We start from the raw sequence: 19,532 nt of genomic DNA, 5'->3' as shown, positions 1-19,532 counted from the left end.
CAAATTAGCGGCTGTTATGATGATCTGACCATGAGCCGTCGCTCGGTTTATTTTCTTACTTCTGAACTGTTAGCGTTTACATTAAAATTTGAAATAAAAATGATTGACAGTCCTTATCTGAGCGGGTTTAATTATATAGACCGATTGTTATAATTATTTGAAGGAAGTGGCTTTCGTTGAGTGAAAAGTCTAATGCTAGAGAGTCTATTGTCAGCACAGCAGCGAGACTGTTTTTTTCACAAGGATATCATGCGACCGGTCTGAATCAGATCATCAAAGAGAGTAGTACGCCGAAAGGGTCGTTGTATCATTATTTCCCGCATGGCAAGGAAGAGCTCGCGCACGAGTGTATTCAAAAAGCCAATGAACATATCCTGCAGACATTTGAGAAAACATTTGCAGCCCACGACAATACGGGGGATGCCATTCAGAGATTTATTCATGATTTGGCTCATGAAACAGAAGCAGCCGGGTTTACCGGATTTCTGCCATTCAGCTTCTGGGCAGCTGTGGAGACATCGTGTATTAGTCAGCAGTTGCGTATTGCATGTCAGGGTGTATTTGCAGATTGGCAGGATGTCATTAAGAAACATCTGATTCTGGATGGCGTTGGTGAAGAGAAGGCGCGGGAGACGGCACTTCTGATCATTTCTTTGATGGAGGGAGCACTGATTATCAGCCTGACAAATCAGGATAAACAGCCTCTGCTGACGGCTGCTGAGTATTTGTCGGTTGTGACGAAGAACGCCAAACAGATTCAATAAGTTATACCAAGAGATAGAGAAAAAGAAAGTTCGATACGTTTGAGGAGGATGGGATCGTGGAGGTTTCCATGAAGGCTGATTCTGCACAGAATCAACAAGAAACTAAGCAATACAAGGTATTTCCGATTTTGTTCGCAATGCTGCTGAGCGGCTTTATTGGTCTGTTTGGGGAAACGGCATTAAACGTGGCTTTGACACCACTTATGGGTCTGCTTGAAGTTGGACCTACAACGATTCAATGGTTAACCACAGGTTACCTGCTTGTGTTGGGAATCCTGGTGCCGGTATCCGGTATGCTGTTGCAATGGTTTTCAACTAGACAGCTGTTCACAACGTCCCTGATTTTCTCCATTGCAGGCACATTTGTTGCTGCGCTTGCACCTAGCTTCGAAATTCTGTTGGTGGCACGGGTATTACAGGCTGTAGGTACAGCGCTGTTGCTGCCACTGATGTTTAACACGATATTGGTTATTTTCCCGATTGAAAAACGTGGAGCGGCCATGGGATTGATCGGTTTGGTTATCATGTTTGCACCAGCAAGCGGTCCGAGTATCTCCGGTCTGATCCTGGCTAATCTGAGCTGGCACTGGATCTTCTGGATCTCCTTGCCGTTCTTCATTATTTCACTGGTATGTGGCTTGCTGTTCTTGCCGAATATTTCGAAATTGACCAAGCCCAAAATTGACGTACTGTCCATTATCCTTTCTACCCTTGGTTTTGGTGGTATCGTATACGGCTTCAGTAGCGCAGGGGGACACGGGGAAACTGGCGGAGGCTGGACTAGTCCGGTTGTTGTTGCCACTCTCGTTATTGGTGTGTTGTCCTTGCTGTTATTCAGTATCCGTCAGCTAAGAATGAAGCAGCCAATGATGGATCTGCGTGCATTCCGATATCCGATGTTCACGATTGGTCTGATCCTGATCTTCATCTCTATGATGATGATGCTGTCTTCGATGTTGATTCTGCCGATGTACTTGCAACAAGGTATGGCGGTTACAGCGTTGACTGCTGGACTAGTCCTGTTGCCAGGTAGCTTGCTGAATGGATTCTTGTCTCCAATCATGGGACGTCTGTTCGACAAGTTTGGTCCAAAATGGCTTGTTATTATCGGGATGGCTATCGTATCCGTTGTTTTGTTCCTGTATACAGGCATCGAAGCAACAACTTCCCTTGGCACGATCATTACATTGCACGTATTCATGATGGTTGGTATTTCCATGATCATGATGCCTGCACAAACGAACGGTTTGAACCAATTGCCTCCTGAGTTCTACCCTCACGGCACTGCGATTATGAATACACTGCAACAAGTCTCCGGTGCTATTGGTACGGCTGTGGCAGTAAGTATCCTGAGCGCAGGACAGACTCGATTCTTGAGCAGTGTGGCGAACCCTGAGACCCCGGAGAACCAGTTGGCTGGTTTCACGTCAGGTGTACAAAATGCATTTGTCTTTGCATTGGTTCTTGCCGTAATCGGACTGATCATTTCACTCTTTGTGAAACGGGTCAAAGTTGGAGCGCAAGCTGGACAACAAGGTCCAATGCATTAATTAATGTAAACTACGTAAAATGAAGAGCGATGCGTCCTTAACCATAAGGATGCATCGCTTTTTTGCGTTATTTATTATATCTTTTTTGGTGTTGACGTGAAACGGGTTACAGCCTTTAGAGTAAAAATGTAGCCGGAATACGGCGGTTTAAAGAATGAATTTCAGAGCAAATACTTCATGTTCCGGCAAAATTGTATATGTTCATACTAATATAAAAGGGTAATATAGAATGTATTAGTACAATTTTTAACCAATTCGAAAACGGTTTATATTTTATTTTTAATCAAGGAGACATCATTATGATCATCATCAATCCCATTGGCAATAACATTGAAAAGATGCTGTTGCACTACGAAAAAAACGGCCATCTCACTCTACAGGCTTCGCTTATTAGTAATAGCTCGGTTGTATATAGATTGCAAGACTATTGTCTCAAGGTATATGCTTCACGTGCAAGATTGGATGGGGAGATGGAAAGTGAAGCACTTAGAGCATTGCAAAGTAATCCTTATGCACCTAAATTGTATGCGTATTCACCAGGTGAGTACACCCTGACAGAGTGGATTGAAGCATTCAAGCTGAAAGAGTACCGTAAGACCTATGGACACATTCCTCCCAACTTGATATACGATATGTTTACGACGGAACTTCAGCAGATTCATGCTGGATATTGGGACTGGGATGTCATCCGATATGAGAATTTGCTCTGGACCGAGACAGGTGATGTAAAAAGAACGAACTTTTGGCTGTGTGAGCCTGTGAAATCCAGACGTGAGAGCTTATTTAACCAGATCATTCGGAGAATTGATAACATCTACAATGGGGATCGAACCGAAATGGAGGCGATGGAGCACTACTTTTATCGTCATCAGTTGACTTCATCAGAGATCGAACAAGCTTTCAATGATTTCAGGACTCAACGGCCAAGACTGGCGATAGCACAATAAATCTCATACTTAAAACCCCAAAGATATTAGAGATACCTTTGGGGTTTCTTTCATGATATAACATAGCTTACTTTAGCAGAGTGTACGTTACTTCTTCACCAGGGCCAATATTTCATCCGCAACGAGGTCAGGTCGATATTGATGGATGTAATGATCGGTATCTTTAATGGTTACCTGTTTTGAATCATCTGACCAAGATTTGAATTCTAATTGTGATTTATCCCATTCGGGTTCACTTGCACCAAGGTAATCAGCCGTCAGTATGGTGAGTGGAAACGCTAAGGTTTGCTTGTGATCTACAACCACTTTGGCATTGGCAGCTATTTCACGTAATTCATCCAACGTGTTAGCATTACCATAGTTGTGCAACAGCGCAGTTGTATCCAATTTTTTCAGATCTTCGGGTACAAGTTTCAGTTCATTACGATTGGCATTTGAAGTTTCGACAACCAAGTCAGATTGCATCGAGAGGCGGAATAGTCCCGTTTGGATACGTAATTTATTCGCAAAACCACCAATTGTGTCTGCCAAAGAGTCATCGTCATTCGAATAATATTCGGGGCTTCCGCCATCAATCATGACGATACCCTTGACGAGATCCGGGTATTTTTGTGCGAAACGGATGGTTTCCAGCGAGCCGAGTGAATGTCCAACTAATACATAAGGTGGCTTCTGTCCAGATACCTGCAACAACTCGTGTAATTCTTCAGCTACGGTATCGACATCACGTTTCTTATCGGTTTGATCACTGTATCCATAGCCAAATCGATCATATACAGCGAATTTTGTGTTGGGAGCAAGCTTTTCATATAATGGATAATAATCTACATAGGGATTAGCGGTCCCCCAGCCAGAAGCGAGCACTACTGTTACATCGCCTTCTCCTCCAGTATATAGATGCATATTGTCTCCATGGACTTTGTAGAGCTTTCCAGGGGGTACGAGTATTTTGGCATCCTGCCTTAAACCCACTTGTTGGTAGATCACGCCTGTACCCAGAAGCAACAGAATTACCGCGAGGTCAAATATCAAAAACTTAACTAATCTTTTACGCCATTTCTTCATGTTCTATCACATACTCTCCATGTATTTTCCCTATCATATAACTTCAATCTTATACGAGAGAAAACAGAGTCTTAATTCTATCTTAATTCAGTTTATTTTCGATCATGCGGGGAGGACGTGTCTGCCGAAAATTGAATATCAACGGCCAATGAATTAATATATAGCTACGATATAAGTTGAACTAAAGAATATTTACACTGCTCACTCCGATGACAGAATAACCTTCCGATCGCTGTTATCCCCAGATTTTTTTAATTCACTTTTATAACGGTGAAAATCTGGTGATAAAGGCGAGTTTATGCTTACGAAGCAGCTTTCCCCAGAAAGCTTTTAGCTCCGCTTCTTCAGGTTATTTCTGTCCTCTACGTTCTAGTGTTAATGTGTAGTTCAACTGATATAGTTGAATATATCTCATCCAAATATTGAATCACAGATTGATTATATAGAACAGAAGGTATGTATAATGACAAAATACGAAAATCAGCTCCCGACATCAGCAGGCATGAACTTCAAGTCCCTGATCAGCATATTGAGAGATTCCATGCGTGGCAATGTAGAGCGGAGGCCATCGGGCACGATGCCAATGGAGATATGTGAACCCGCTGAAACCTTCAGTGCGTCGGATAATCCACAGGTTACATGGTTCGGACATTCGGCTTTTTTGCTTGAGATTGAAGGGCACAGGTTGCTCTTTGATCCGATGCTGGGTAATCGTCCATCCCCAGTATCCTGGGTGGGTACCAAACGTTACAGCACCAATCTACCGATTCAACCGGAGGATTTCCCAACGCTAGATGCAATCATTATATCGCATGACCATTATGATCATCTGGATTATGACTCCATTCGCAGATTAAAGGATAAAACAAAGCGATTTATCGTACCGCTTGGCGTCCGTCGTCGGTTGATTCAACTGGGTGTGCCTTCGGAACAGATTACCGAGCACAACTGGTGGGATGAGTTATCGTTCAAAGGTTTAACATTGGCTTGCACGCCAGCAAGACATTTCTCGGGCAGAGGATTATTCGACCGTAATTCTACCTTGTGGTGTTCGTGGGTTATCGCTGGACAACATACAAAGGTGTTCTTTAGTGGGGACAGCGGATACGGTCCTCATTTCAAGGAAATTGGCAGTAAATACGGTCCATTTGACCTCACCTTGATGGAATGTGGGCAATATGACGAGCGGTGGTCCAACATTCACATGATGCCGGAAGAAACAGTGCAAGCACACTTGGATGTGGAGGGTAAGTTGCTTATCCCGATTCATTGGGCAGCATTTACGCTGGCCTACCATGCCTGGAATGAACCAGTTGAACGGATTACGAAGGCTGCACATGCTTTGAACGTTAAGATTGCAACTCCCAAAATCGGCGAGAAGGTTGTGCTTCATACGGAGGATTATCCTACACATCCATGGTGGAGACCGGAATTAGGATAAAAAATAAAAGCGTTCAGCTCATTGAATGAGTGGACGCTTTTTCTATTAGATTTTACATCAGGATTGATAGTGCACTGTAAATTAACAACATACCCATCACGATATTAACAGGACGCTCGTATCTTAATAAAAAGCTCTGGAATAACATGCCACCGAACGCCCAGGTCATATTGGCACTAATACCGATGAAGGTGAGCAGTAAGGAAAATACAATTAATTGAACATGGGACTGCCCAAGAGGCAGAACAAAAACGGATATGGCAGTAAGCCCATACAGAATGACTTTGGGATTGATGAATTGCAGGGTGAACCCAAATAGAAATGAATAATGATTGACCTTGTTTTCTTGCACATCTGCAGGTTTACTTCGCATGATTTTGAGCGCCAGATAGAGCATGTACACACATCCTAACACGTTTAAGACGGGTGTGATTCTAGGAATATATTGATGAAGAATAAGGTTGAAATAACTGGACAGAAACATAATAAGCAGGCAGCCGGCTGCGACTCCACTAATAAACGGAAGGGTCTTGCGGAACCCCTGATTTCTGGCATGTGTCATGGAAATGATATTGTTGGGTCCGGGTGTAAATGAAGCAATGATTGCATAGGTCACTAAAGGTATGATGTTCATGGTTCCTCCACGTTTTCTTAGTTGTGTGATATAATGACCTGAAATGTACGTTATAGCGTACGGTCTTTATTATTGTACAACATGTGCGTTATATAGCACAACATAATTATAAAATGAGGAGGGTGGATTTTGAAAAACATTAATAGTATTCTTGCTCAGAACCTGAAACAGCTTAGGGAACAAAGAAAACTTAGTCTGGACAAGGTCGCCGAAATGTCTGGCATTAGCAAGACCATGCTTGGTCAGATTGAACGTGGTGAATCCAATCCATCCATTGCAACCGTATGGAAGATTGCTAATGGCCTGAAAACCTCCTTCACTGCTTTGATCCACGAGCCGAAGTCAGATACTACCGTTGTAACGGGGGATGATATTCAAGTATTGATGGAAGATGACGGCAGGGTTCGAATATATCCGCATTTTCCTATTGAAGAAGGACGTCGCTTTGAAATGTACATGATGGAGATGGATGTAGAATCTTCTTTAAGTGCTGAATCGCACATCGAAGGAACTGAAGAATTTATTACTGTTTTTGAGGGTGAAGTTACGATTCGGGTGGGGACGGAAGAATATATGGTGAGTTCAGGGGAGTCGATCCGTTTCCGAGCAGACAAGCCCCATGCCTATATTAATCCCGGAGCTTCGGCTATCAAGTTAAGCATGGTTATTCATTATTCGAAGTGAAGTGACAACAAAGCAGCCTGATGTAACGAACTGCAACTCCCTTGTTAGTCATGTATAACAAAGGGTTCAGTTCAAAACATTGGCTGCTTTATTGATGTGTGCACTATGGAGACCAACCGCTTGTGATAGTGGACTCTAAGTTAAGGCTTTTCTTTGGCCTGACGCTGGATTTCCTTGGCTGTTAATGCTTTATCATACACTCTTACGTTATCCAAGCTGCCTTTGTAGAACGGATCAGCCGTATAACGACTCTTGCCCACATAAGCTTCCGTTACATGTAGATCTTTCGGGTTAAAAGTAATCTCAGAGCTGCTAGCAACCGATGTACCATTCACATATAGAGTACCCACATCACCCTGAAGGGTTACAGCCACATGAACCCACTCTTTGGAAGGCAGTGGATTGGCTGCAATCAGGCTCTGATCCCGTCCCTCATTATGAATGGTGAATTGCAATGCCCCATTATGTTGGGAGGGAGTAAGGAACATATGCCTCGTCAAGCCATTTCCAAAGTCGAAAATACGTTGCCAAGACCCGCCGCCGTCCCAATTGACCCAGGCGCTAAACGTGAAATCCGTTGTATCTGTAATGAGTCCAGGTAACTGGATGTAACTGTCTGTCCCATTGAATGCAGCAGCCTGATTTTTGCCACTTGCAGCAGAACTGACCACGTTAAAGGCTTGTCCGTGATATTCGTTTTTGCTGTAATCCTGTGCGACTTTGCCAATTTTCTTGTGTTCAAAAGTATACTCCCCGAGCAATGGGCTTACCGCTTGCTGTGGAATGATAACATTAAACGTTTTGGAGCTTTCCGCAGTTCCTTTATGAATCGTTGCGGTTAATTTCACTTTGGCATCGCCCTTACCAGCGCGTGGTCGCTGCACTACACCTGTAGTGGATAGAGCCGAAGCATTGGAGCTTTTCCACGTAATGTCTGCATCACTTGTTCCCTTGGTAGGCAGAGACAGATTAAAGAACACTTGATCCGTATTGCTAATGCTCAGGTCCTTTTTCACCGCATCTACAATGTCCTGATCACTCCGTTCAACACCTTGACTTCCCCAGATGGCTATCCCGGAGGAGGAGAGGGCGCTAAAGGTCAGAACCGTACTTTGAGATTCCGAATTCCATTCATGTGTGAAAGTGCCTTTGTACACAATGTTATTCGAAGTGATCTGAACCTTGTTGTCTGCACCAAGACTCCATGTTCCTGTCACGGCACCATGAATCTGCCCATCTGCTGTGAACTGTACGGTCTGGGATGGCTTGATGTCCGCCGTGATGTCCTTACCATGATTCACCCATTGGTACTGACCAGCGATCTCCTGAGTTGTCAGTTGCGTTGTATCTTCTCCCAAGGCCGCATAGCGATACGGAGAAACAACGGGCCAACCATCTGCATTCATATGCATCTCGTGTACGCGAACTTCATGCTCTTCGCCACGCCCTGGAAAGCGAGTATGGAAGATGAGAAATTGTTTGCCAGTCTCCGGATCAACATAAGCAGAGTTGTGTCCTGGCGATACATACCCGCTACCTAGGCCTGTGCCCGGATCACCGATCTGTCTCTCAAACAGGAAGTTCCCCATTAATTTGACTCCAAAAGGCTCAATAGAACGATCGTCAAACAACGGTTTATCCTTGTCCGCTTTAACGTTGATCATATCGTTTCCTTCCGCATCTAGGAAAGGTCCATCCGGTGTTTGGGAGCGAGCAACACGGATGTTGTATCCTCCGTCAGCACCTAGTCCACCGTAAGACAGGTATAGATAATAATAATCGGTTTCCGGACTATAGAGCATGTAAGGGGCTTCAATACGACTATGATTGCCTCCGGTCAGCTTTTTGCCATAACCTTGATTTGGCAGTGGTTTGCCTGTCGTCGCGTCCATCTCCAGAATGAAAATCCCTCCGGAATACGAGCCATACACCATCCATAACTTGCCGTTTTTATCATAGAAGACATCCGGATCAACCACATTGGGATGAATCGTTGCATCGTAAATGGTACCATCTTCACTGATCTGATCCCACATGCCGGATTTCAACAGAATGCCTTGATCCTTATAAGGGCCTTCGATATTGTCTGCGACAGCAATGCCGAGCGCTGATCGCGGGGAGTCCCCTTTACAAGCATTGTAGTACATATAAAATTTGCCGTCCGCGAGCTGAATGACATCTGCTGCCCATAACGTATCCGTCTGCGCCCATTCCAGCGCTTCAGCGAATTCCTGGGTTACATTGGGGACAACAGGGTTGTTATCCGTAACACCGGAGGCGACCAGATCCCAGTTCAGAAAGTCTTTGGACTTAGCTACTTGCAGGTGTGAACCAAAAATATAAAACGTATCATCCACCTTAATGACGGAAGGGTCATGCACAGAAACATTTTTAAATGTTGGAGCAGGATTTGCGAGAGGTGTGGTGGAAGTCTGCGAGTTACCCACGGTTGCCCCTGAACCATTTGCGAACACCGAGACCGGTGCCAAAGTTGTTGCAGTAAGTAAAGTGGTGCTTAGTACAGAAATGTTAAGTACGCGAACCCAATAACGTTTCATACGTTTCCCCTTTCCTATTCCCCGGAATGAAAAATCAACCGATACTTGGCAACACACGATATAAGGTTCGGCAGACCTCCTTTGAGTATTTCGTCATATCAAGCGCTTTCATTTGTTATATTATCAATTGATTTATATGTTTGTAAACCATAAATCTAATGTTTCTAACAGTAAAATGAAAAATAAATAAGAGACGGAAAGAGCCGATAAAGGTCATTACATTCAAATAAACCAGTTGTTTTCTCAAATTTAGGATTGAAATGGGGATCGATGATGCGATATTATTACGTTTAAGAAATGTGTTTAACTATTTATCAATCATTTTATATTAATACGAATTAAAATGTGAACCGACAATTCCCAACTACATAGGAGGTAAGAACATGAGCACATATCAAAATCAATTAATCGCACAATACACGTTCGAAGATGCCGTTCAGATCGGGAAGGACAGCTCCGGTAAGGGACATGATGGTATAGCCAAAGGTGAGATCCTACCTGTGGTATCCGAGTTGAAAGGTAGAACGGCGGTGACTTTCAACGGGGGAGCGAATGGAACCTCTTATCTGCAATTACCTTCCAATCTGCTTCGAGATGTAAGCGATAACACAGGAGTTACGATTGCCACTTGGGTGTTTCTGGGCAAGGGGTCCAATGTGTGGGAGCGCATTTTTGACTTTGGCAAAGGGGAGAAGGGACCATATTTATTTTTGACACGTCAGCTTCTGGGTACGTTATACGCCGGAGATAATCTGGTTGTCCACCCAAGTCGAGGAGTTGCAAGCGGAGAATGGTTGCATATTGCACTCTCCGTAGCAGGCAGCCAAGGGGGAACGTTGAGCAGTGCGGGTCCAATTGTATATGTGAATGGGGAGAAGGCCGCAGACGGCTCGATCAGTCAGACATCCAGTGGCAATTATGCCAAATTGCGCGAATGGTTTGATTCTTTCACCGATCCCGAAAATTATAGCCAGAATTATATTGGACGTTCCCAGTATGCAGCGGATGTGGATTTTGCAGGTTCGTTATCCGACTTTCGGATCTATGGGTCAGCGCTCACCATGGATGAAGTCATTGAAGTGATGTGTGAGTCACTGACAGATGAAGCGATTGTGAAGCTTGCGGCGGACAAGTACTTGTCCTTCCCCAACCGAATCATCACCAAGGATGTATCATTACCCGCAGACTTGCTGGGTGGTAAAGTGTCTGTTGAATGGAGCTCCAGTAAGCCGGAAGTCTTATCCGAGAGCGGAGAAGTTCAGGTGATCACATCAGCACAAGAGGTTACGCTCCGTGCGCTTCTGAACAGAGGTGATCGTAAGCTGAGCCAAAGCTTTGACGTGTCTGTTGTGCCAGCACATGTCGCTCCCTATACCGTCACCATCCATGGAGATCAGAAGGTGGCTGATATCAGTGAAGTCATGTATGGGCTTTTCTATGAGGATATTAACAACGCGGCAGATGGCGGAATCTATGCAGAGCTTGTTCAGAATCGATCATTTGAATCTTTTGCATTTGATACATACTCGCATGACTCTGGAGAATGTGGTTGTTCGACAGGTCGAAATCGTGAACCTTTGTTTGCCTGGTCAGGCGATACGGAGAAAATGCTCGTGCAGCATACGAATGGACTGAATGTTCACTTTAATGTGGAAGACCCTGAAGTAAATGCTTATTATGTCACGGTTCAGGATGGGGCAACGATTCGAAATCGTGGATTCTCAGACTCCAACCAGCATTGTGCCATGTCCATCAAGCAGGGTGAATCATATAACTTTACCGTATGGGCAAAAGCAGAATTGGCAGGAACGATCACTACTCAATTGCAGGATGGAAGTGACACTTCCATCAGTGATTCGGTAACGCTGCATGTTGAAGGCGGGAACACATGGAAGAAATACGGTTTGTCTCTGATCGGAACGGAGACTGTACTTGGTCAACTGGCACTTACGTTTGCAGGTGACATCTCCATCGATATGGTGTCCTTAGTCCCTCAGAATGTATGGGGAGCTGATCCGGCAGAAGAAGGAATATCGTCTACAGCACATGCCAACTACACAGGTAATCCGAACTATCGATTGAGAAAAGATCTAATCCAGGCACTCGCAGATCTGCATCCGAAGTTCTTGCGTTTTCCGGGAGGATGTATCTCGGAGGGGTCATTTATCTGGGATAACGTATATGACTGGAAGGATTCTGTGGGTCCGGTTGAGCTCCGCAAAGAAAATTATAATGTCTGGGGTTACATGATGACGATGGGCCTCGGTTATATGGAGTACTTCCAACTGGCGGAAGATCTGAATGCCGCTCCAGTTCCAGTCATGGCTTGCGGTGTGTTGTGTCAGGCACGCTCGGATTATGCTCACCCTGCGGGTGGCGCTTTAAGGGATTATTATATCCGGAACTTTACAGACCTGATCGACTTTGCGCTCAGTACAGACTTTGAACACAACGAATGGGCAGCGGTACGAAGCCAGATGGGCCATCCTGAACCGTTTGATCTTCGTTATCTGGGCGTAGGCAATGAGAACTGGGGCACTGAATTTTTTGCCAACTTCGAAGTATTCAAACGTTCGATAGATGAGTACATGAAACGGAATTATCCTGATCATGAGCTGCACATTATCTCGACGGTTGGTGCCCAAGCGGATGATGATGCTTACCAGGAAGGATGGAAATTCCTCAGCGGAAATCTGACCGGATCAGCTCAGGTTGCTTTTGCAGATGGTACTGAGGTGATTGAAGAGACCGTAACCTGGTATGAGAACCAGGAGAATTACATGGATACCATCGCGGATGAGCACTATTATCGATCCAATGAATATCTGCTGAATAACGTAGATCGGTACAACTACTATGACCGGGCCTTTCATGAAGACGGAAGTATCGATTGGAAAGAAACATCCAAAGTATTTGTGGGAGAATATGCTTCCACGGACAAAAACACGCTGGCAGGTGCGGTTGCGGAAGCTGCGATCATGACTGGATTTGAAAAAAACGCGGACGTTGTTCGTTTGGCTGCCTATGCGCCATTGTTCAACAAAGTACTAACGGACGGTACTTACCGCTGGACGCCAGACTGCATCTGGTTTGATGATGAAACGGTATGGTATACACCGAATTATTATGTACAGCAGCTTTTTGCAAAATATGTAGGGGATCAGGTGCTTGAGACTTCATTCTCCACCTATAGCAAAGGCAAACCGCTGAATCTTATTCCTCGTGGGGGCATCGAGATTGCAACAGGTCATGCAGACATCGTGGTGAAACGAGTCACGGTCACGTCCAATGTGGATGGCACCATACTGCTAGATGAAGATTTCAGGGAACGTACAGAGCCTAGTGAGGCATGGAGACAGATTCCAGGATCGGAAGGATATACGTTAACCGCAGGAAAAGGACTCATCTTGAACGCACAAGCAAGTGGATTAAATGGATTGTACCTGCTGAATGACGAATGGTCCAACTACAAGGTGCATGTTGAGGCTGAAAGAATCTCGGGTGAGGATGGTTTTTACATCGGTGTGGGACTGACGGATATCTCGCCGGAGAACAAGGATGTCATCGAGTACGCAATCAGTTACGGCGGGAACGCAACAGGCGTGAAGGTGTACAAACAAGGGATTGAGGGTTATACACTAGGAGACTATTCATCCAGCTCGGCAGCAGGTAACCTGAGAGCGGCCAATTATGAACCACTCGAGAATGGGACCGACTATACAATCACGGTTAACTATGGTGGGGATACAGGGAAAAATCTGATTTGTTCCTATACAGACGGACGTAATATCAGCAAGGTTCTGGATTACAAGCTGGAAGCTTACAACCGGGAAGTATTCCACTCTGTTACGAAAGATGAACGTCATGTGTATGTGAAACTGGTCAATGCAGATGGTGTAGATAAATCAACCCGGATTTGCCTTCAGGATCTGAAGGTTGATGCTTCAGCCAGACTGATCACACTTACTGGAGAAGATCATTTGGTGGATATTCCGAATGTGAATCAGAAGAATGATGAGAAAGTGGTTCCCCAAGAACAGGAGATCACACTGTCCGAGACATCGGTGGTCGTTAACTTAACAGCTCATTCAGTGAATGTATTAGTTATGGATATTCTGAATTAAATTCATATCGTGAACAAGAGACCGCGTTTATCGCGGTTTTTTGGCGTTCCAGGGAAGAGAGTCAACAAAAGATACCCAAAGTAAATAGCCCACACTATTGCGGTGATCTGGCTGCTCCTATAATTAACGTTGAAGGAGGAGTCAGCTATGCGTTCCAACTACAAACAATTTATCCGAAACGTTCCGCTTCATCTCATGATTCTGCCTGGACTGCTCATTATTATTGTATTCGGTTACATTCCGATGGCGGGGCTCTCTATTGCCTTTCAGAATTTCTCTCCCATTGCCGGATTCAAAAATATGAATTGGGTGGGTTTGGACAATTTCAGGTATCTGTTCGATCTGCCGGGGTTCTCGCAGGTTGTATGGAATACGGTATTTATATCAACGATGAAAATTGTGTCCGGCTTGGTGATCCCGGTGCTTGTAGCCTTATTGCTCAACGAGGTTCGCAAGACAGGATTTAAGCGAACGATTCAGACGGTAATCTATATGCCTCACTTTTTCTCCTGGGTTATTCTGGCGGGAATCATCGTAGATGTGTTATCTCCGAGCACCGGGATCGTTAATATGTTGTTGAAAGCCGTGGGCATTGACCCAATTCAATTCCTGGCCAGTAATGAGTGGTTCCCTTACATACTTGTCATTACAGACCAATGGAAAGAATTCGGATTCGGGACCATTATCTATCTGGCTGCCCTCACGAATATTGATAAATCTCTGTATGAGGCCTCTGTTATGGATGGTGCGGGAAGATGGAAACAGACATGGCATATTACACTGCCAGGCATTCGCCCGATCGTAATTTTGATGGTAACGCTTAGTCTGGGAAACGTACTTAATGGTGGCTTTGACCAAGTGTTCAACCTCTATAATCCATTGGTATATCAATCAGGTGATATTCTGGATACGATGATCTACCGGATCGGATTGCAAGATGCACAGTATTCCGTCTCGACAGCGTTGGGTCTGATCAAATCTGTCGTGTCCTTCATATTTATCGGACTTGGTTATTTCTTGGCCTATCGGTTCGCGAATTATCGGATATTCTAGAAAGGAGGCAGAATCATGCACCATGCTTCAAGAGCCTATCGGTGGTTCCTAGGGTTTAACTACGTCATCCTGACGATTCTTGCCTTGTTATGCCTGTTCCCGATTGTGAATATATTAGCGATTTCATTTAGTTCGAGTGATGCGGTCAAAGCGGGCAGTGTCACATTCTGGCCTGTGGATTTCACGTTGTCCTCCTATCAATACATTCTGGAAAATCAGCAATTCCTGAACTCGTTCGGCACTAGCCTTCTTCGTGTCGTACTAGGAGTTACGACCAATCTGATCTTCACGATTCTGGTAGCTTATCCGCTCTCCAAAGAGGCTGCCAAATTCCGTTCAAGAACGTTCTATGCCTGGATATTCGTATTCACCATGTTATTCAGTGGAGGATTGATCCCGGGTTACCTGGTGGTTAAGGAAGCGGGGTTGTTGGATTCCATCTGGGCTCTGATTCTGCCGGGCGCTGTTCCGATCTTTAATGTACTTCTAATGCTTAATTTCTTCCGGGGATTGCCGAAGGAACTTGAAGAGGCCTCCTGGATGGATGGGGCAGGACATTTCCGCACCCTATGCAGCATCTATCTTCCTATTTCACTTCCCAGTATTGCAACCATTACGTTGTTCGCCATGGTCGGACACTGGAACGCCTGGTTTGATGGCATGATCTATATGAAGAGTCCGGAAGGCTACCCACTCGCTACGTATCTTCAGTCCATGTTACAGCAGGTGACGATGATTCAGAGCGAGATGATGACGCTGGAGGATGCGACGCTCTTAAGTCAGGTGTCGGATAGAACCACTCAAGCTTCCCAGATCTTTTTGTCCGTTATTCCGATTCTACTCGTGTATCCGTTCCTGCAGCGGTATTTCGTTCATGGGCTTGTTGTCGGAAGTGTAAAGGGATAAGATCGATAGGAGGAAAACCGATGGATGGAAGGAGCCGATTTCTGGCTCCTTTTTTTGCTATTGATGAGAGAGCGTGAGGAGAGGAGGAGGGAAACATTGCGATTCATCCGGGGGAGATGGAGAGAATCATCCATTGTTGTCAAACTGATGATTGCTTTTGTACTGGTCATTCTGCCCTTGTATGGGATAAGCATTATGATTACGCAAGTCAGCTCCAATCAAATGCAGACGGAGGTGGAGAAGGCGCATGAATCCAAATTGTACTTCTACCATAATCATCTGCAATTCGAATTGGAGCGAATGAGTGCGCTGGTTACCGAATTTTCATTTGATGAAACCATGTCCACACTAAGTACACGAGCCGCAATTATGAGTAGGTATGAAGTCACGTCCAGTCTGAACAATATCCACAATAAGCTGGCTCAGATCATGGTGACAAGTCCCTACATTAGTGATGTGGTGTACTATGTTCCTGCTCTACACAAACGGGTCAGTGCCGCGGACGGGATTCGCGACGTGGAGGATAACGAATGGCAGAATCTGCTCGCCTCGATGGGGAATCTGAATGGCGAATTATCACATTCCAATAACGATCTCTATTTCCTGAAAAGTAATCCATATAACATGAATCATGAGGAACCACCCAATTTCATATTAGGGATACGCTTGTCTGCTGAAGAATTGAAGCATCGTTTGCAGCAGCTGTCGGAAACGGGCGAAAGTGAGATTACACTGAGTTTTGGTGAACAGCAACATGTAGTGATCTCTTCTTCAGAGCAGCCAGCACCTGTTAAACCGATTCGAACAGTTTCGCCTGAACCGTCCGAATCCATGCAAGTTACGAAGTTTCAATCTGATCCATATCTCTATTATTCGTTACATGATAAGGATCACTCGTTCACCCTGACAGCCACTATACCGCAAGATGTGCTGAGGGCACCGCTGGAACAATACAACGTATGGTTATGGATGGTCACCTTCATGTCGGTTGTGATTATTATTGTCTTCTCGTTTTCGATCTACAGATCGATTCACCAACCATTAGCGGTACTCATTCGAGGATTCAGGATGGCAGAACAGGGCCAGACAAGCGTACATATTCCTTCATCCAGAAGGGATGAATTCGGCTATTTGTACTCTCGATTCAACCATATGATAGAGCGCTTACATATTTTGATCGATGAGAATTATGTTGCACGGATTCGAACAAGTGAAGCGGAACTTAAACATCTGCAATCCCAGATTCAACCTCACTTTTTATACAACAGTCTGTTCAGCATCAAGCAGATGGCTGAGGTGGAGAATGTGGAGCTCATTCAGGAATTCACCGACTATCTGGGTCAATATTTCAAGTACATGTCTCGGGATTCTCATACAGAGGTGTCGTTGGGGGCTGAAATTGACCATGCGCTTGTCTATGCATCCATTCAGAAAATCCGGTTTGGTTCGAGGATTCAATTGGAATTGGAGGATCTGGATGCGAGGTACAAAATGATTTCGATTCCCAGAGTTATTATCCAGCCGATCGTGGAAAATGTGTTTGAGCATGCACTAGCCAAACGTAGCCAGGGAGGAATTCTACAACTTTCGTACCAACAGGATCAGGACAAACTGTCCATTCGCATTGAGGATGATGGGGATCAGTTAACCGACGAAACGTTGAATTACCTGCAATCTGCCTTTGAGGAAATAGAGCGGAAACATGGAAACGAAGAGATAACCGGGCTCTTGAATGTGAATCAGCGATTAAGAATCAAATTCGGGGCTGCCTATGGTCTTACAGCGCAGCGAAGTGAGCTCGGTGGGTTGTGCATTATAGTGAAGATTCCATGGAAAGGGGAGTAGCGATATGCAGCGGATGCTTATTGTAGATGATGAACCCGTTATTTTGGATGGATTGTATGCTTTCTTTCAAAAGGCGAACTTGCAGGATATGGAGATTATTAAAGCATACTCTGCCTTTGAAGCCATCGATTGGCTGAACTCGGTCAAGATTGATATTGTACTCAGTGATATCTGTATGCCTGGCATGGATGGCATGCAGTTGATTGAGCAGATTATGGACCGGTGGCCACGATGCAAAGTTCTCTTGCTGACAGGTCATAACGAATTCGATTATGCACACCAAGCCATTCGCAATCCTTGCGTTGTTGATTATCTGTTAAAGACAGAGGGCATGAATCACATTCGGGCTGCGGTAGAACGGGCATTAACACAGATCTCGGAAGAGAATGATTTTCGCTACCAAGCTGCCTGGTTTCGCAGTAAATTGCCACGAGCGCTGCCCCAGTTACAGCGTCAATTGCTGCTGGATGTGCTTAAGCGAACGGATAGACATGATATTGTTTCACTTCAAGAAGAACTGGATGCTGTGCAGCTACCTTTCGAATCCGATCAACTCGTTATTCCAGTGATCATCCGGGTAGAGGAGTGGAACAACTATCAATCTCAGGCGGATCGCAGTCTCATCCGCTATGCCGTTGCCAATGTTGCGGAGGAGCTGCTGCAAGACAAGGCTAAGGTGAAGGCGATTGATCTGGACGCTCAGGTCATCGCGTGTTTTATTCAACCGCAGGAAGAGCTTCATTCACATGTGTCTACTACACAAGTGGAACGAGGGACTCAGCTGGATAGCTGGGTACAGACCCTTCGTTTTGTCTATGGCACATTGGAGTCTGTGCAGCAATCCTGTGCGGACTGCTTGAACCTGTCTGTATCCATTATGGTCAGCGAGCAGGCGGTAGAGTGGAGCAGGGTTAATCAGGCAATCGGGCAGTTACGCCTGTCGATTCATGAGAGTCCCGGGCTTGGGATGGAGAAGCTACTGCGTGTAAATATCCAGGATGAATTACCTTACACCCCTAGCATTATGAATCAACAGGGTGTTGTAACGCTGCATCTGGATCAGATCAAACAGCGAATAACCGCCGGGGATCGGGAATGGATAGAGTCCTTCCATAAATGGACCGAGGCAGCGAAGGAGGGACTTCCGGATCCGTTTTTTCGCATGAAAACGTATACGGGTGCAGCGAGTGTACTCATTGAAGTCCTGCATGAACTGGGGTTATATGAATCGGCAATGGAAGAAATATCGCTGTCCCGAATGTTACATTTTGATATTCATACCGCATGGACCGATCTGGTCATCTTTTATCAATCGGCATACGAATGGATGATCTCCAAACGAAGCGATGCCCGCCTGAACGACCAATCACAGATTCTGATCACGATCCATCATTATATCAAGCACCATCTGGAGGATGACCTCTCACTCACACGGATCGCACAGGAAGTTTCTCTTAACCCTTCTTATCTGTCGCGTTGGTACAAACGAATTACAGGCAAAGGCATATCCGACTACATCCATGACCGCAGAGTGGAGCGAAGCAAAGAGTTGCTTCTGGGTTCTTCCTGCAAGATGCATGAAATATCCGCGAAAGTTGGATTTAGTGATCAGCATTATTTTTATCGTTTCTTCAAAAAAGCAACAGGCTGCACCCCTCAAGAGTATCGGGATCAGAAAAGTTAGATGATGTCTCAAATGGTAAATCAAAGATACCAGATGTCAACGGGATACACTCGAAGTGATAGCGCTTTCTTTATAAAATAAAAATATATATAAGATGAATACAATTAAACCATGAACGGAGAGAGCAGAAAGAATCTGAAGAAGCGGAGCTAAAAGCTTTCTGTGGAAAGCTACTTCGTAAGCATAAACTCGCCTTTATCAACAGATTTCTCCCTTGGAAAAAGGGATAAAGGAAATCTGGGGATAACAGTGATCGGAAGGTTATTCTGCTATCGGA

Annotated in this window: 13 protein-coding genes; 10 read left to right on the top strand and 3 right to left on the bottom strand. The window is 44.9% G+C overall.

What is annotated here, in order from left to right:
* The first annotated feature begins 176 nt into the window (after window positions 1-176).
* The 3 genes from MHI14_RS17430 (at window position 177) to MHI14_RS17420 (ending at window position 3,261) form a co-directional block, all read left to right on the top strand.
* The gene (locus MHI14_RS17430; RefSeq protein WP_036608373.1) at window positions 177-764 is read left to right on the top strand and encodes a TetR/AcrR family transcriptional regulator; all 588 of its coding nucleotides are present in this window, start codon (window positions 177-179) and stop codon (window positions 762-764) included.
* 68 nt (window positions 765-832) lie between these two features.
* Window positions 833-2,314 carry a DHA2 family efflux MFS transporter permease subunit gene (locus tag MHI14_RS17425; RefSeq protein WP_094030642.1) on the top strand — a complete coding sequence of 494 codons (1,482 nt, stop codon included), beginning with the start codon at window positions 833-835 and terminating at the stop codon, window positions 2,312-2,314.
* Between the two features lie 299 nt (window positions 2,315-2,613).
* On the top strand, window positions 2,614-3,261 hold the full coding sequence (locus MHI14_RS17420; RefSeq protein WP_341130883.1) for a hypothetical protein: 648 nt from the start codon (window positions 2,614-2,616) through the stop codon (window positions 3,259-3,261).
* Window positions 3,262-3,348: 87 nt separating this feature from the next.
* Here the strand turns inward: MHI14_RS17420 and MHI14_RS17415 are convergent, their stop codons facing one another.
* Window positions 3,349-4,326 (bottom strand): alpha/beta fold hydrolase, encoded by a 978-nt coding sequence (locus MHI14_RS17415; protein WP_133384617.1) that lies wholly within the window; start codon window positions 4,324-4,326, stop codon window positions 3,349-3,351.
* Window positions 4,327-4,789: 463 nt separating this feature from the next.
* Here MHI14_RS17415 and MHI14_RS17410 point away from each other — a divergent pair, with 463 nt between their 5' ends.
* Entirely contained in the window at window positions 4,790-5,767 is a 978-nt protein-coding gene (locus MHI14_RS17410; protein ID WP_289392357.1) for an MBL fold metallo-hydrolase, read from the top strand.
* A gap of 52 nt (window positions 5,768-5,819) precedes the next feature.
* Here the strand turns inward: MHI14_RS17410 and MHI14_RS17405 are convergent, their stop codons facing one another.
* Complete coding sequence (locus tag MHI14_RS17405) at window positions 5,820-6,401, bottom strand: LysE family transporter (RefSeq protein WP_289392358.1); 582 nt, start codon at window positions 6,399-6,401, stop codon at window positions 5,820-5,822.
* 129 nt (window positions 6,402-6,530) lie between these two features.
* Between MHI14_RS17405 and MHI14_RS17400 the strand changes: the two genes are divergently transcribed.
* A complete protein-coding gene (locus MHI14_RS17400; RefSeq protein WP_289392359.1) occupies window positions 6,531-7,085 on the top strand; it encodes a helix-turn-helix domain-containing protein in 555 nt (184 codons plus the stop codon).
* A gap of 140 nt (window positions 7,086-7,225) precedes the next feature.
* Here MHI14_RS17400 and MHI14_RS17395 read toward each other — a convergent pair whose 3' ends face one another.
* Window positions 7,226-9,643 (bottom strand): family 43 glycosylhydrolase, encoded by a 2,418-nt coding sequence (locus MHI14_RS17395; RefSeq protein WP_289392360.1) that lies wholly within the window; start codon window positions 9,641-9,643, stop codon window positions 7,226-7,228.
* 383 nt (window positions 9,644-10,026) lie between these two features.
* Here MHI14_RS17395 and MHI14_RS17390 point away from each other — a divergent pair, with 383 nt between their 5' ends.
* The 5 genes from MHI14_RS17390 to MHI14_RS17370 all read left to right on the top strand — a co-directional run bounded on the left by MHI14_RS17390 (window position 10,027) and on the right by MHI14_RS17370 (window position 19,255).
* Entirely contained in the window at window positions 10,027-13,767 is a 3,741-nt protein-coding gene (locus tag MHI14_RS17390) for an alpha-L-arabinofuranosidase C-terminal domain-containing protein (RefSeq protein ID WP_341130882.1), read from the top strand.
* A 147-nt stretch (window positions 13,768-13,914) separates the two neighbouring features.
* Entirely contained in the window at window positions 13,915-14,820 is a 906-nt protein-coding gene (locus MHI14_RS17385; protein WP_091030963.1) for an ABC transporter permease, read from the top strand.
* A 15-nt stretch (window positions 14,821-14,835) separates the two neighbouring features.
* Window positions 14,836-15,726 (top strand): carbohydrate ABC transporter permease, encoded by an 891-nt coding sequence (locus MHI14_RS17380; RefSeq protein WP_127545810.1) that lies wholly within the window; start codon window positions 14,836-14,838, stop codon window positions 15,724-15,726.
* A gap of 63 nt (window positions 15,727-15,789) precedes the next feature.
* Complete coding sequence (locus MHI14_RS17375; protein ID WP_341130881.1) at window positions 15,790-17,571, top strand: sensor histidine kinase; 1,782 nt, start codon at window positions 15,790-15,792, stop codon at window positions 17,569-17,571.
* A gap of 4 nt (window positions 17,572-17,575) precedes the next feature.
* Window positions 17,576-19,255 carry a response regulator gene (locus MHI14_RS17370; RefSeq protein WP_341130880.1) on the top strand — a complete coding sequence of 560 codons (1,680 nt, stop codon included), beginning with the start codon at window positions 17,576-17,578 and terminating at the stop codon, window positions 19,253-19,255.
* The last annotated feature ends 277 nt before the right edge of the window (window positions 19,256-19,532 follow it).

The sequence above is a fragment of the Paenibacillus sp. FSL K6-2393 genome, assembly GCF_038002545.1.
Classification (GTDB): domain Bacteria; phylum Bacillota; class Bacilli; order Paenibacillales; family Paenibacillaceae; genus Paenibacillus.
This window is presented reverse-complemented; position numbering and strand designations above follow the sequence as displayed.

What these genes read in the sequence shown, in the direction of transcription:
- MHI14_RS17425 (WP_094030642.1), top strand. Translation starts at nt 833, where the DNA reads ATGAAGGCTGATTCTGCACAGAATCAACAAGAAACTAAGCAATACAAG.
- MHI14_RS17420 (WP_341130883.1), top strand. Translation starts at nt 2,614, where the DNA reads ATGATCATCATCAATCCCATTGGCAATAACATTGAAAAGATGCTGTTG.
- MHI14_RS17415 (WP_133384617.1), bottom strand. Translation starts at nt 4,326, where the DNA reads ATGAAGAAATGGCGTAAAAGATTAGTTAAGTTTTTGATATTTGACCTC.
- MHI14_RS17410 (WP_289392357.1), top strand. Translation starts at nt 4,790, where the DNA reads ATGACAAAATACGAAAATCAGCTCCCGACATCAGCAGGCATGAACTTC.
- MHI14_RS17405 (WP_289392358.1), bottom strand. Translation starts at nt 6,401, where the DNA reads ATGAACATCATACCTTTAGTGACCTATGCAATCATTGCTTCATTTACA.
- MHI14_RS17395 (WP_289392360.1), bottom strand. Translation starts at nt 9,643, where the DNA reads ATGAAACGTTATTGGGTTCGCGTACTTAACATTTCTGTACTAAGCACC.
- MHI14_RS17390 (WP_341130882.1), top strand. Translation starts at nt 10,027, where the DNA reads ATGAGCACATATCAAAATCAATTAATCGCACAATACACGTTCGAAGAT.
- MHI14_RS17385 (WP_091030963.1), top strand. Translation starts at nt 13,915, where the DNA reads ATGCGTTCCAACTACAAACAATTTATCCGAAACGTTCCGCTTCATCTC.
- MHI14_RS17380 (WP_127545810.1), top strand. Translation starts at nt 14,836, where the DNA reads ATGCACCATGCTTCAAGAGCCTATCGGTGGTTCCTAGGGTTTAACTAC.
- MHI14_RS17375 (WP_341130881.1), top strand. Translation starts at nt 15,790, where the DNA reads ATGAGAGAGCGTGAGGAGAGGAGGAGGGAAACATTGCGATTCATCCGG.
- MHI14_RS17370 (WP_341130880.1), top strand. Translation starts at nt 17,576, where the DNA reads ATGCAGCGGATGCTTATTGTAGATGATGAACCCGTTATTTTGGATGGA.